Below are 13768 nucleotides of genomic sequence, written 5' to 3' on the forward strand. Positions count from 1 at the left end.
AAACAGAGGTGGCATTTCATGTATTTCATACCATTTACTGATGAGTTAGTCTCAGAGGCTGGGCAACTATTGTCCAAGCGTCATAGACAAGATCGAGAAATCCTTTCGGTACTACCAAGTGAATGTGAAGATGAAAATTATGCAACGCATGCTGTTAAAACGATATGGTCAAAACCAAACAGTAGCGGAGTCGCAGCAATTGAAGATGGTAAAGTAATCGGGTACCTAATTGGACAAAAGATTGAAAATCCTCTTCGGGATCGACATGTCTGGATGAATTTGGAGGGTCACGCAATCTCTCGCAATACCACCTTTGAATTATATAGAGATCTTTATTCAGAGGCTTCTCAACGATGGGTAGATGAGGGGTATTTCAGTCATTTTGCGCTAATCCCAGCCAGTCAACCGGAATTACTTCATTCTTGGTTCCGTTTAGGATTTGGCTTTGAACAAACACATGCATTACTCTCATTACTTGATCGGGAATCTCCCCTTCCCTTGAGCATTCCAGAGGTTGAAATTCGCTTGGCATCCCCAGAAGACCGTAGTTTGGTAGAGGATATTGCAAACATTATTAGAACTCATCAAAATAAGGCACCTGTTTTTAGTTATTCTTTACGTGATGACCCTCAGGAATTACGTAAAGGCTATGCAGGTCTCCTTGATGATCATGATGTCGCTTTCTGGATCGCCTTAAAAGATGGAAAAATTGTTTCTTTCCAAGGATACTTCCCGTTAGATAAAAGTGATCATAATTTGAATGTGCCGGATCGTTGTGTTGAATTAGGGGTTGCTGGTACTCTAGCTCAATATCGCGGGCAAGGTATCAATTATGCACTTACACTACATGGACTTGCCCATGCGAAGAAAAAAGGATTTGTCTCCTGCATGACAGATTGGAGAGAAACGAATTTACAATCTTCACGTTATTGGCCTCGTCAAGGCTTCCTTCCTGTTTCATACAGAGTTTCTCGCCTTATTGATAGCAGAATAGCCTCGGTGAAAGAGTAGTTCCACATCCCCGTTTCACGAATCCATCTAATTTTTTCAAATTTCCTTCTAAGCTGATCTACATTAACAGGTGATTAATGGGCCTTACACACGAGTTTTTCTTAGTACGAAGTGAAGGTGATAATGAACCAGCTCACGCTCTCCAGATCGAGACAGAGAGCAAAGAAGAAACCCTCAGGTCAATTGCCCAAGGGTCTCCTTTGCTTGCTCCTTATTATTTCACCGGAATATAGCCCGTTTTCTCCACCAGCTCTTGTCCCTGCGGAGACAAAATCCATTCGATCAGTTTCTCTGCATTCGGATTGTCCGTCCCAGCTGTCACTGCGTAAAACTCGGCCGCAAACGGATACGCTCTGTTTTTTATCGTTTCCTTATTAGGCGTAACCCCATCAATTGCGAGTAGACGAATGTTACCGTTTCGCACCATTTCCGTAGCATAAAACAAGAACGAGTAACCGATAGCATTCGAATAATTTTTGTAGTTGGCTGTTTGCTCGATGATTCCACCCATTCCTGTTACCACGTCTTCTTGCGGCGCGGTCATAAGCTCTTTATCCCCCATGATCTTCTGCAACATCGTCTGACTCCCGCTATTTTCTGGACGCTGAAAGGCGCGAATAATTTCAAACCCGCCGCCGACTTCCTCCCAGGAGATGATGTCTCCGGTATAGATGCCCTGAATTTGCTGGGTAGTAAGTCCCTGAACAGGATTCTCTGCATGGACAAAAAAGACAAAGGCTTCCCTTCCGATTGGTGTCAGCTTGAGCTCTACGCCCTTTTCTTTTGCTGCTAGGAGCTGCTCCTCGGAAGGAGCTGCCGCAAAGATGACATCGACTTTGCCATCCAGTAAGTTTTCGTACGCTGTTGGCGTCTTGCTTACCATGACTTCGCTGTCGGCAAGGTCGTAATCTTTCTCGGGATAAACAGCCTGCACAAAGGAAGCGTAAAGCGGATACAAGGCGGTCGCCCCATCTATTTTGGGCAAATCAGACTGTAACGACAGTGTCGCTGGTTGATCAAGCTTTTGAATTTTGGGATCTGTACCAAACGGTTTATATTGTTCCAGATCGACCTCGGCCTCACTGACCATCGGAATGCTGTTATGGTAATAGCTACTGATCTCATATCCCGCAACCGGCAGCGTACAAAAGAGAAAATAGACAAAGAGGGCTCGGTTCCATAACCGACTCTTTTGCGGAGCGAAAATTTGTCCGATGATGTAGATGATAAAAACGACCGTCGTGACAGCGACAAGGAGGGAATAAACTCTTCCCTGTGCGTTCAAGGCAGTCATGACCATCGCGACGACTCCGATTACCGTGATGATCGCACCCAAAACGATACACCCAAAGATTTTCCCTACCAATTCTTTGTTCATTCCTTCTCCTCCCAGTTCTCCTACCGTTATTATAAATGATTGGAAGAGATTAGGAAGGAGAAGCATACCAAACGAGCCAATTCACTCGACATCTAACCATTCCTTGTAATTTGTTGCCCATTTTTGCAAATCATTGATGAACAGACTGGCGTGATATCCATCACAAACCGCATGATGGACCTGTAAAGAAACAGGCAATAACGTTTTACCTTCTTGCTCGAAATACTTTCCACTTGTAATGATTGGCAGCAAATACCGCCCATCTCCCGAAATATTCAGATTAAACCCCCTGAAGCTAACCCAGGGAATACACGAGACAGGGAAAGTATAAGGCGGTTCCAGTTCTTTCGCCACAAGACCTTTGTTGTCCCCGTACTGTTTCATATCCGCTACGTAATTTTGATAAAACACAGGGAACTCGTCAGCGAATTCCGTCCACATCGTAGAAAACGTTTGATCGTCCTGGTGAAAAAAAGTATAGCTGGGTATCATGCTCTCCCAGTAGCCCAGCTCTCCATCTGCATGAAAGGAAGTCCGAAATTCGCGGTGCGCATTGACAACGTTTGTCACCATGTACAGAAAAGCCGGGTACAGCTTCAACCCCTTTTGCCGTAGAGCGGGGAGCAATCCCGATATATCAATGTTGGCTGTCATACTGAAGGTGCAATTCACTCGGTTCAGATAATGCTCGAAATAAGACCTTCTGCTCCAATTATTTACATCGATTCGCTGAAATTTCATTGGATATTATCCCTCCTAAAATCGAAAACATCATGATTTTAGGAGGTGATTTTGCGTGTCCTTTTCATAACACCATCCCCTTCTCCAATCCTGCCTTACCCCTCCAGCATACCATTTGCATCTCTTTCTGGCATCAGCCCATGTATAGTTGCCATGTTCAAGCAGAAATAGGCAAGGGAAAAGGAAGGTAGTGGTAAAGGAGGAACATGATGAAAAATATCATTTTATGCTTGGCTCTTTTCGTTTCTATTCTTTTTTCAACTCCCGTGCCTGTACAAGCCAGTCAGTTCAGCGATATCCCCGATGGACATTGGGCTCGGGAATCGGTTGATTTCATGGTGAAAAAAGGTGTTTTAAGCGGCTATTCCAATGGAGCCTTCAGACCGAATGAGGCGATTGACAGAGCCGAGCTCACCGTTATGTTTCATAAGCTGTTTAATAAGCTTCGTCCGAATCTCAACCCATCAATCCCAGAAATGAAAATACAGAAGTTTGAAGATGTCCCGAAAAATCATTGGGCCTATCAACCATTAATGGAGATGTACGATGCAGACTCATTTGGTGTTGTTGACTGGCATTGGGACAAAGTTTACATCTATCCCGAAAAAAAGGTAACACGCTGGGATGCTATGTACTTCTTCCAATCGTTTGTTGGTGAACAGATGTATCAAATGCCCGACGATCAAGTCTTGCCAATACTTGTGGGAATTGACGACATTACCGTACAGTCGTTTGATTCAACTGGGTACTCAACGCGTTCTCCTGGTTCACTTGCTATAGATAAAATTGATGACGGCGAATACACGATTAGCTATAGCTACCTCGACACTGGAGAACTCATATTTGCCAACGGTGACATTGACACATTAAAAGCATATGCACTCGCATGGCTCGTCGGCAACGACATCATGAGTACGTGGGAAAACCAATTGGAAATACACGATCCACTCACGCGAGCGGAGGCAGTGGTGATGCTGCAGCGTATTTACAATGTCTTATTGGCAGACGGTTCTCTATCAACTTATACGAGTAAATAATCCTCTCCCAAACTCTTATTTTGAAAAAGGAGCCCTCCCATTCGGAAGGCTCCTTTCTCAACAATTACCTCTCTACTCCATCTACATTTTGCTCATATCCATATACAGCACATTCCATCGGTGACCATCCAAATCAGCGAAGCCTGCCCCATACATTCCCGGACCATGCTCCCGAGGCTCACTGAAAACAGTGCCTCCAGCCTCTACCACCTGACGTACCAATTCATCCACTTCTTCTCTGCTCCCGGCATCGATCGAAAACAACACTTCCGTTCCTCGCTTCGTATCCGCCAGCTCATTTTGGGTAAACGATTGGAAGGTAGCCTCTGGGAACAGCATAATCAGCATCTGTTTTTCGCCGATAACCAAGCCCGCTACATCTTTGCTATTCTCATGGCGAGGATGAAAAGAGAATCCGAGTGCGGCAAAAAACGATTTGGACTTTTCGAGGTCCTTAACGGGCAAATTGATCCAAAGCTCTTTTGTCATGGGAGTTTCTCCTTCGCGTTTTGGTTGGATGATACTTGTTATTCTCCTTTAAGAATAGCAGAATCATGCTTGAAGGCTTCTTCCCAATTGCTTTTTTAGTCAAATCGTTCATTCGTTTTATCCGATATTGACACTCGGAATTAGAACCGATAAAGTATGGGATAAACTTGGTTTACACAAGTGGGAAAATTCAAAATCCAATAACGAGGTGGGCACATGGCAAACGAGCTGATTCAAGCAATTACCCTGTTAAAACAAAAAGAGTGGGTGGATCTCACGCACACATTCGGTCCGGAATCTCCGCACTTCCACGCCTTTGACGCCGCCGAATTCCAAACGCTGTTCACGCATGACGACGGCTTCTTTGCCCAGCGCTTCTCTTTTCCTGGACAGTATGGTACCCACTTGGATGCACCGATTCACTTTGTGCGCAACAAGCGTTACTTGGACGAGATCGAACTGAAAGAACTCGTATTGCCACTCGTCGTCATCGACAAATCAAAAGAAGCCGAAGCCAACAACGACTACTCACTTTCCGTGGAAGACATCCTGCATTTCGAGTCCCAACATGGTCAAATCGAGAGCGGCTCCTTCGTCGCCTTACGCACAGATTGGAGCAAGCGATGGCCAGACGTGGAGGCCTTCAACAATAAGGATGCAGATGGCAACAATCACGCACCTGGATGGTCTTTGGAGGCTTTGAAATTTTTGTTCGAGGAAAGACAAATCAAAGCAGTCGGACACGAAACCTTCGATACAGATGCGACGATCGATTACCGAAAAAACGGAGCGCTCTTGGGCGAATATTTTGTGCTCGATCAAGACACCTATCAAGTAGAACTGCTCAAAAATCTCGATAAGCTTCCGGCAAAAGGTGCTGTCATTGTAAACATAACACCCAAGCCTGAAAAAGCCTCCGGGTTTCCGGTTCGCTCGTTTGCGATTTTGCCATAACATTCTTCTTTCTTTCATGCGCAGCTCATTTCGCTGCGCTTTTTGATTGCTGCTTTCTTTCCTCCCGCTCATTCAAGAGGCAACGTTATTTTAAATAGCGTCGTATACCGTTGATTCCTTTCCAAATGAATTGTACCCCGATGTAACGTTATAATTTTTTTACAAATGGCTAGGCCGAGTCCTGTGCTATCTTTCACAGGATTACTCCCTTTTATGAACTCGTCAAAAATGTGTTCTCTGACATTCTCCTGAACACCAATACCGTTATCACCTAACCACAGAACAACGCCGGCTTCTATTTTCTCGCATGAAACGAATAGCTGAGTTCCCTGCGGATTATGTTTTAGTGAGTTACCGATCAAATTCGTAATAACGCGGTTCATATGCATTTTGTCGAGCATGACAAACAGCGGCTCCTCTGGAATTTTCACTTCTAACTGAAATCCCCTATCTTCTATTTCCGGATAAAATTCCGCAACAAGCTGCATAAACCACTTACTAATATTCACCTTTTCTTGATCCAGTCTCACGTGCTGGTCTTCCAGCTTTGCCAGTTCGAACAAATTTTGAATCAAATGGGCCATATAAGACGATTTGTCGTTAATATATTGAACATACTGACGCCTTTGTTCTTCTTCTAGGTCCGGCCTATCCAGCAACAACTGAGAATAACCGAATACAGAGGTAATCGGCGTTTTCAGATCATGAGACAAATGCAGCAGCATGTCTCTTTTGTTGTTCGCTACCGCTTCTTTCTCTGCAGAGGTCTGCTGTAGTCGTTCTGCCATTCCGTTAAACGCTTCACGGATTTCTGCAAATTCCATTTCAGCCGAAAATGTAAGCCTTTTCTGATAATTGAAGCCTTCCATTTCTTTAATGCCCTCTACAATTTGCCGGAGAGGCTTCTTCATCTGCAAGACGGAGTACCGGGTGTAGAAATAAAGGGCGATGAACAACAGAACGACAAACAACGCTAGTAAGATTCCAAGCGTCAATGATATAATTTCCGACCGCTCAGGAAATTTCCATAACAGAACATAGTTTTCACCTTCTGGCCCTTGCGCTCGATAGGCATGGTAGAAAATTGAATCATCATTTCGCATTATGTCCACTTTAGCGTACAGCATTCCATCGCTATATGTCATGATATTGTCTTCCTTGTTGCCTTTTACATAGATGACTGTCCCCGATTCATCCACGATCTCGAACCAGCCGCCGTACTCGTCTAACAACCGACCATCAATCTTTTCAAAAGGGTACTGGTATATTTTACTCCCATCCACTTGGGTCAAATCGGGCGTTTTATTAAAATAGTTGTCCATCAACAGGTCTGTCCCAAAAAGAGCAACCATAATCACACACAAGAACAAACCGCTTATCACAACATAATGCCGAAAAAACAGTTGTTTTAACGGCCGCTTGTCGGGGATGCTCTCATTTTTTTTCAAAACGGTAGCCTAACCCCCTGATCGTAATAAGATAAACGGGCTTTCTTGGGTTATCCTCAATCTTCTCCCTGAGTTTGCTGATATAGACCATGATCAGGTTTTCATCCCCTATGTATTCCTGCCCCCAAACATGCTCGTAAATGGACGCTTTTGTAAAAACTCTACCCGCTTGCTTCATCAGTAAAGACAAAATCTTGAACTCGTACGATGTCACCTCTTTCTGCTGTCCATTTTTGTACAGCTTACAGCTCTTCAAATCGAGCATGACATCGCCAAATTGTATGATTTCATGGTTCTGCTTTTCACTTTTGGAGAATACATCCATTCTTCTGAATAACGCTTGAACTCTGCTGACGACTTCTATGGGGTTAAAAGGCTTCCCCACATAGTCGTCAGCTCCAAACTGCAGTCCCATAATTTTATCCATATCATCCGATTTCGCGGACAAAAACAAAAACGGAACTTCGGAAATATGTCGCATCTTTTTTAATAACTCGTATCCATCCATCATCGGCATCATAATATCAGCTATAACCAGATCGATTTGCACGTTTGAGAATACAGCCAGCGCATCAACCCCATTACCTGCTTCATAAGTAGCAAACCCGTAATTTTTCAAATAAATACTGAGTAGTTCACGAATTTGTGCTTCATCGTCGATGATCAGTATCGTTTTGATTGTACTTCCCTCCATCGCCTCATGTCGCAACGAAGCACAAACAAGAAGTCACGGCTTGTTGTACACTAAAATAATTGGTCTGCGAACCGAGATAGTAACGCAGCCGCTTCTTTCCTTACCATCAGCTGCTCTGATTTATAATCGACACTACCATCTCTGCCTTTCACCACTTCTGGTCCGTATAATCCTTTTGCCACTACGAAATGGACTCCCTCTAAAGCCCAAGCATCTGTCCTACCACTCAACTTGGCTTTTTTCGGCTCTGCATGAAAATAGCCAAATGCCATGCGCCATACGATGGTTGCTGCTTCTTGACGCGTCAATGGCCCGTTCGGATAAAATTTGCCATCAGCAGATGCTTTTAGTAAACCTAACTCGTAAGCTGCTTGAATTTCCCGCGCATACTTGTTACCTGAAAGATCCGTGTAAATCGGTTTATGCTTTGATGGGGCAATGCCACTCCACTTGATGAACCAGCCAACAAACTCTCCTTTTGTTATCTGTTGTTCGGGCGAAAAGCGATTGTCTCCTTCCATATCAGCAAAGACACCGATCTGTCTCAGGTGATAAATATAGGACGCATATGGATGGTCATTCTCCACATCCTGATAACGTTGAGGCTCAGGCATTTTTTCTGCCCAACTATCTGATTTTAACTCGTAATAGAAAGCCTGCACATCTCCGTGATCGTTCAGCTTAAAACCAGCTTTACTACCTTGTTCATCCTGGAATAAGAGTGGCTCCACCTCATATAGGACATGTTCTCCCAGCGAGTCTTTTACAATGAGTTTGCCGCCTTCAGCACGTATACGAGTCGTCCACATCCGGTTTCGCAAATCGCTGTATGTCCCTTCAAACTTCGTGAGTTCTTGTTTCGCTAACTCAAACGCTCCCCTTTTCTGCTTATTTTTCGGGTAGTAATGATCCATAAACGCTTTAATCAGAGGCATACGAATTTCGAAGTCCTTATTGACTGTAACAAATACTCCCACTTTTTCTTCCGGGATCAACCACATCCCGGTATGGTATCCTTGTAAATCCCCTCCTTTTTCAATAACATAATGTCCATTGTAATTTTGCTGGTTGGCATATTCGAAACCAAGCGCCATGTTATTCAGCTTTGGATGCACGGAAAGATGAGGTCTGTGCATTTCTGCCGCCGTTTCTTCTTCCATAATCGTCGCATTCCCAAGCTTTCCTTTATGGAGATGAGCAATCATGAATTTAGCCATATCAGAACCAGTTGAGAGCATTCCACCATCAGGAAGCTCAGTTGGTACCATTGCATAAGTCGGGATCGGCTGTCCGATAATATTATAAGGTACAGCCAACTCTTTGACTATTGAGGGTGTAAGTCGAAAATCACTATTTTCCATGCCAAGTGGCTTAAAGATGCGTTCCTGCACGTATTCACCAAATGGTTTTCCTGCTACTTGTTCTACAACATAACCTTGAATGGTGAAGCCGAGGTTGTCATATCTGTAAAACTCTCCTGGCTTGCGAATGACATTTGGGAGATTGTCCATAACGTATTTCTTTAAAGAAACCTCCCGTTGCAAGTCGATTGTTGAACCGTCAGAAGTGTCTCCAAAGTCAAATCCAGTGGAGTTCGTTAACAGATGTTTCATTGTAAGAGGAGTGCCTGTCTTATTCGGAATCCGGGCACCCCCCATATATGCGGATACATCTTTGTTCAAATCTATTTTTCCTTGCTCCGCCAATTGCATAACGGCTGTAGCTGTAATAACCTTGGATACTGACGCTACCCGGAATACAGTCCGATCAGGATCGACCGGAATCTTCTTCTCTACATCCGCATATCCATACCCTTTTTTAAAAAGAACCTTGTCTCCTTTTACAACTACAAACGTAGCTCCTGCCATGTTGTTCTTAATTTCTGACTGGTTAAAAAATTCATCTACAAATTGCTCTACCTCTCTCGGATCATCCGGCCCAGATACAGAAGATGCGAACACTTTGGTGGGAGAAACAACTCCGCTTACAAGGCTGACGCTCATAGTAGTTACAAGTACAGTCGCCATTAATGTCTGTAACTTCGAAAACATTTTCATAAGATTGCTCCTCTCCTTTACCCTTATTTCCTTCTCTAGAAGAGTAAACGACCAATCTTAATCGCATTTCTATACAACCTTAATAGAACCTGAATTTTCTCGCTTGTTGTTTCCGGTTCGCTCGTTTGCAATTTTTCCTTAAATCAAAAGCCGAGGAAACAACAAGTATCATCACCTGTCTTTCACTCGGCTTCTCATCTGAAAAAGACCTACGTATCCAATGGCGATTTACGGATAACCGCCACACTGGACTCCCTTACAATCAGCCGCGGCTCGAACTGGACGCGTTCGTACGCTCCTGCCCCCTGCTCTCGAATCCGTTTCAGCAAAAGCTCAGTCGCCAGCCGTGCCACCTCTTCCCCCATGATCGAAACAGAGCTGATCTGCGGAGTCGTAATCGTCGTCCACACATTGTTGTCAATTCCCACGACCGCGACATCTTCTGGCACGCGGACTCCGAGCTCCTTGAAGCGATTCACGATCCCGATTGCCACCATGTCATTGACCGCATAGATAGCGTCCGGCATGTTTTTCAGACTAAAAAAGTAATCAGCAGCACGAAGGCCCGTCTCAAACGAGAAGTCCTCACCAAAATACACCAGCGAAGGATCAACGTGCTGAAGCGACGCCTCATAGGCAAAATACCGCTCCTCGATCTTGTCCTTCGGCGCACCTGCGTAAGCGATTCGCGTACGGCCAATTTTGATCAGATGCTCCATGACGAGTCGACCTTCTTGACGGGCCATGCTGACTACATCTGCTTTCACATTGTCTTCGAGCTTTTTCCCATAGTTAATAATCGAAACCGGAACGTTCGCTTTGTTAATCATCTGGACCAACGTCTTTGGATAGGCGAGCGGCATGATAATCAGCCCGTCTACATGCAGCTTTTTGACCTCACGCACAGTCTCAAGCTCCATCCGGGCATTTCCTGCCGTGTTAATTTGTACGACGCGGTAGCCATGCTGCTTGGCCGCTTGCTCGACCGACCAGGCGATATCTGGAATGATCGCATTGCGAATGTCAGGGACAGCCAGTGCGATTTGATAGGTTTGACGCACCTTTAGGCTTTGCGCAGAAGTGTTCGGAATAAACCCCAGCTCGTCGATTACCTGCAAAATCATCGCTTTCGTCTTCGGACTGATCCCCCCGCTATCATTGATCGCCCTCGATACCGTTGCGATTCCTACGCCCGCCTTCTTCGCTACGTCTTCTATTGTCACTTTATTTTTTGTATCCAACGCCTTGCTTTCCTTTCCATATCGGAATCGTTTTCTATGTTTCCGAGCTAAAATGTGCTTTCCTACCGCTATTATAGCATACACAAAACCAATGGTAACAAGCCGTGAGCAAAACATGGCAGACAACAACGCACCTGTTGCACAACACATATACATCTACTCAACTTAGCTAGAATCAGCATCCTCTCCTCAACCGATTGCACACCGCCCCCAACCCTTGCCTAGGAAATCAAATTGACAAGATGCAAAACTTATGACATATTATTTTCGGAAACGTTTCCTACTTTACTTGCTGAATTTCATATAGAATCCAAATCGAATGAGGAGATGGCAGATATGAAAGCATTACGTTGGCACGGTTTGAAGGACCTCCGCTTGGAAACCATTTCGGAGCCAGTTGCGTCCAAAGGGAAAGTGAAAATCAGAGTCGAGTGCTGCGGGATTTGCGGGAGTGACTTGCACGAATACGTGGCTGGTCCGATCTTCATCCCACAAGGAACTGAACATCCACTTACAGGCGAAAAAGCCCCGATCGTAATGGGACATGAATTTTCGGGTCAAGTGGTGGAAATCGGGGAAGGCGTGAACACCATCAAGGTTGGCGATCGCGTCGTCGTCGAGCCGGTTTTCGCATGCGGAACATGCGCAGCGTGCAAACAAGGCAAATACAATCTTTGTGAAAAAATGGGCTTCCTCGGTCTGGCTGGCGGTGGTGGCGGCTTCTCGGAATACGTGGCTTGCGATGAGCACATGGTCCACAAAATCCCTGACAGTCTCTCTTATGAGCAAGGCGCTCTTGTGGAGCCATCTGCCGTCGCTCTTTATGCAGTTCGTTCGAGTCAGTTGAAAGCTGGTGACAAAGCTGTCGTATTCGGTGCCGGTCCTATCGGCTTGCTTGTCATCGAAGCGCTGAAAGCAGCAGGTGCGGCTGAGATTTATGCAGTGGAGCTGTCCCCCGAACGTAAAAACAAGGCAGCTGAGCTGGGCGCCATCGTCATCGATCCAAAAGAATACGACGTCGTTCAGGAAATTCACAACCGAACAAACGGCGGCGCAGATATCGCCTTTGAAGTCACAGGTGTGCCTCCTGTCCTCACGCAAGCCATCGAATCAACCAAAATTGCTGGACAAATCATGATCGTCAGCATCTTCGAAAGAGAAGCGTCAATCAAACCGAACCACATCGTCATGAAAGAGCGCAACATGACAGGCATCATCGGCTACCGCGACGTATTCCCTGCTGTCATCAGCCTGATGGAAAAGGGCTTCTTCCCGGCGGACAAGCTGGTCACCCAGCGCATCCAGCTCGACGATATCGTGGAGCATGGTTTTGAAGCACTGCTGAAAGAGAAAAACCAGGTGAAAATTCTCGTTAGCCCGAGAGCATAAACTACAAAAAACGGAGAGAAAGCAGGGTTCATTCCTGTTTTCCGCTCCGTTTTTTCTCGTTACCCTCTTCGATTTTTACCCTTGCTGTCTGCGCAGAGAAGTAAGTGTCATTACGTTTCCTTTTCTTGCGTATGCTTCAAAATCGTTTCGATAACGACAGCCCAATCCCCACGTGGAAGCTCATGCCCTGTCCCTTCCAACGTGAGCAAGACTGCTCCCGGAATGGTGTGCGCAAGATGTATGGCATGCGCGAAAGGGATGAGCAAGTCTTCTGTACCGTGAATCACGAGTGCCGGTACAGCGATTTCCCCTGTCCGCATCAAGTACGGTTCACTGGCCGTCACAAAGGCGTGGTTGTTCTTACTCGCATAATGGTTGCTTCTGGCGATATCGATTTGGGCCAATTCACGAACGCGCGCCTCGTCGAAAGGATGCTTGGAACCGATCAAAACTTTCGAACTCGCCACAGCAACCTCTAAAACTTCTTGTTCATCCTCCCAGTTGATTTCCCCCATCTCGCTGAAAAACTCCATCAACTTCTCATCGATTGGTGGTAGGTCAGGAGCAAAATTTGACGTTGCGTGCAATGTGATTGTGCGAACCCTTTCGGGATGTCGCAAGGCTATGATTTGCGTCAACATTCCGCCCATGGACATACCAACGATATGCGCCTGCTGCACGCCGAATGCATCCAGGACGTGAACAGCATCATCCGCCATATCTTCAAACGTATAGCCTGGTTGCCCAACCTCGTAGGTCGTGGAGCGTCCGACATCCCGATTATCAAAACGAATAACAAAGCGTCCAGCGTCGGCTATTCGCTGACAAAATTCTTCCTCCCACCAAAGCATGGACATCTGGGCTCCCATAATCAGCAAAATCGCCGGATCTGTGGGCTTCCCAAAGCTTTCCGCACATATTTCCACACCGTTCACTTTTACGATCTGTTCTGCCATTGTATGTTTTCCTCCTCAACAAACAGAAATAAAAAAACACAGGCTAGGCTGCCTGTGCTTACGTCATCGAAAAAGGAAGAAGAAACGAAAACCCTGAACATCAGATACCAGTATCTGATTGTACAAAGATTGGTTCCATTCTCTTCGCAGATCATGCAAATAGAGGAGGTCATCACTTGCCATCTTCACTCCCATTTGCCCATGATTCAATTGGGTTACCGTAGCGGCAAACCATTTTTCGATTCGTATGCACACAACATAGCCTTGTCACGCTATCTCATCGATTGTGTTGTGCGAATAAAGTATCGAAAAATTAATTTGCCACACGTAACCCTCCGTTCCTGATAAGTTGTGCCCATCCTACCACATGCTT

At 45.4% G+C, this 13768-nt stretch carries 12 protein-coding genes; 4 read left to right on the forward strand and 8 right to left on the reverse strand.

Annotated features, from left to right (window positions below; all coding sequences use genetic code 11):
• Positions 1-18: 18 nt before the first annotated feature.
• Positions 19-1011 carry a GNAT family N-acetyltransferase gene (locus E8L90_RS15480; protein ID WP_137030164.1) on the forward strand — a complete coding sequence of 331 codons (993 nt, stop codon included), beginning with the start codon at positions 19-21 and terminating at the stop codon, positions 1009-1011.
• A 214-nt stretch (positions 1012-1225) separates the two neighbouring features.
• Here E8L90_RS15480 and E8L90_RS15485 read toward each other — a convergent pair whose 3' ends face one another.
• Positions 1226-2389: a substrate-binding domain-containing protein gene (locus E8L90_RS15485; protein ID WP_137030165.1), complete on the reverse strand. Its 1164-nt coding sequence runs from the start codon at positions 2387-2389 to the stop codon at positions 1226-1228.
• Positions 2390-2470: 81 nt separating this feature from the next.
• The gene (gene catA, locus E8L90_RS15490; RefSeq protein ID WP_137030166.1) at positions 2471-3130 is read right to left on the reverse strand and encodes a type A chloramphenicol O-acetyltransferase; all 660 of its coding nucleotides are present in this window, start codon (positions 3128-3130) and stop codon (positions 2471-2473) included.
• Between the two features lie 209 nt (positions 3131-3339).
• On the opposite strand from catA, the gene E8L90_RS15495 reads away from it, so the two are divergent.
• On the forward strand, positions 3340-4167 hold the full coding sequence (locus E8L90_RS15495) for an S-layer homology domain-containing protein (protein WP_137030167.1): 828 nt from the start codon (positions 3340-3342) through the stop codon (positions 4165-4167).
• A gap of 81 nt (positions 4168-4248) precedes the next feature.
• Here the strand turns inward: E8L90_RS15495 and E8L90_RS15500 are convergent, their stop codons facing one another.
• Positions 4249-4656, reverse strand: coding sequence for a VOC family protein (locus tag E8L90_RS15500; protein ID WP_137030168.1), 408 nt, complete (start codon positions 4654-4656; stop codon positions 4249-4251).
• 216 nt (positions 4657-4872) lie between these two features.
• On the opposite strand from E8L90_RS15500, the gene E8L90_RS15505 reads away from it, so the two are divergent.
• Complete coding sequence (locus E8L90_RS15505) at positions 4873-5610, forward strand: cyclase family protein (protein WP_137030169.1); 738 nt, start codon at positions 4873-4875, stop codon at positions 5608-5610.
• A 68-nt stretch (positions 5611-5678) separates the two neighbouring features.
• On the opposite strand, the gene E8L90_RS15510 is transcribed toward E8L90_RS15505, so the two are convergent.
• The 4 genes from E8L90_RS15510 to E8L90_RS15525 form a co-directional block, all read right to left on the reverse strand.
• Positions 5679-7058 carry a HAMP domain-containing sensor histidine kinase gene (locus E8L90_RS15510; RefSeq protein ID WP_137030170.1) on the reverse strand — a complete coding sequence of 460 codons (1380 nt, stop codon included), beginning with the start codon at positions 7056-7058 and terminating at the stop codon, positions 5679-5681.
• Positions 7045-7752, reverse strand: a complete 708-nt coding sequence (locus E8L90_RS15515) for a response regulator transcription factor (RefSeq protein ID WP_208759428.1) — start codon at positions 7750-7752, stop codon at positions 7045-7047. Before E8L90_RS15515 ends, E8L90_RS15510 begins: the two co-directional genes overlap by 14 nt.
• Positions 7753-7802: 50 nt before the next feature.
• Positions 7803-9809, reverse strand: a complete 2007-nt coding sequence (locus tag E8L90_RS15520; protein ID WP_137030172.1) for a serine hydrolase domain-containing protein — start codon at positions 9807-9809, stop codon at positions 7803-7805.
• 209 nt (positions 9810-10018) lie between these two features.
• On the reverse strand, positions 10019-11050 hold the full coding sequence (locus E8L90_RS15525) for a LacI family DNA-binding transcriptional regulator (protein ID WP_137030173.1): 1032 nt from the start codon (positions 11048-11050) through the stop codon (positions 10019-10021).
• 336 nt (positions 11051-11386) lie between these two features.
• On the opposite strand from E8L90_RS15525, the gene E8L90_RS15530 reads away from it, so the two are divergent.
• The gene (locus tag E8L90_RS15530; RefSeq protein WP_137030174.1) at positions 11387-12439 is read left to right on the forward strand and encodes a 2,3-butanediol dehydrogenase; all 1053 of its coding nucleotides are present in this window, start codon (positions 11387-11389) and stop codon (positions 12437-12439) included.
• A 110-nt stretch (positions 12440-12549) separates the two neighbouring features.
• On the opposite strand, the gene mleBRB is transcribed toward E8L90_RS15530, so the two are convergent.
• On the reverse strand, positions 12550-13395 hold the full coding sequence (gene mleBRB / locus E8L90_RS15535; protein ID WP_137030175.1) for a BRB family alpha/beta fold macrolide esterase: 846 nt from the start codon (positions 13393-13395) through the stop codon (positions 12550-12552).
• Between the last annotated feature and the right edge of the window lie 373 nt (positions 13396-13768).

Source organism: Brevibacillus antibioticus (assembly GCF_005217615.1).
GTDB classification, from domain to species: domain Bacteria; phylum Bacillota; class Bacilli; order Brevibacillales; family Brevibacillaceae; genus Brevibacillus; species Brevibacillus antibioticus.

Excerpts from the sequence above, each read along its gene's own strand:
- mleBRB (WP_137030175.1), bottom strand. The coding sequence starts at position 13,395 with ATGGCAGAACAGATCGTAAAAGTGAACGGTGTGGAAATATGTGCGGAA.
- E8L90_RS15480 (WP_137030164.1), top strand. The coding sequence starts at position 19 with ATGTATTTCATACCATTTACTGATGAGTTAGTCTCAGAGGCTGGGCAA.
- E8L90_RS15530 (WP_137030174.1), top strand. The coding sequence starts at position 11,387 with ATGAAAGCATTACGTTGGCACGGTTTGAAGGACCTCCGCTTGGAAACC.
- E8L90_RS15500 (WP_137030168.1), bottom strand. The coding sequence starts at position 4,656 with ATGACAAAAGAGCTTTGGATCAATTTGCCCGTTAAGGACCTCGAAAAG.
- E8L90_RS15520 (WP_137030172.1), bottom strand. The coding sequence starts at position 9,809 with ATGAAAATGTTTTCGAAGTTACAGACATTAATGGCGACTGTACTTGTA.
- E8L90_RS15515 (WP_208759428.1), bottom strand. The coding sequence starts at position 7,752 with ATGGAGGGAAGTACAATCAAAACGATACTGATCATCGACGATGAAGCA.
- E8L90_RS15505 (WP_137030169.1), top strand. The coding sequence starts at position 4,873 with ATGGCAAACGAGCTGATTCAAGCAATTACCCTGTTAAAACAAAAAGAG.
- E8L90_RS15485 (WP_137030165.1), bottom strand. The coding sequence starts at position 2,389 with ATGAACAAAGAATTGGTAGGGAAAATCTTTGGGTGTATCGTTTTGGGT.
- catA (WP_137030166.1), bottom strand. The coding sequence starts at position 3,130 with ATGAAATTTCAGCGAATCGATGTAAATAATTGGAGCAGAAGGTCTTAT.
- E8L90_RS15495 (WP_137030167.1), top strand. The coding sequence starts at position 3,340 with ATGAAAAATATCATTTTATGCTTGGCTCTTTTCGTTTCTATTCTTTTT.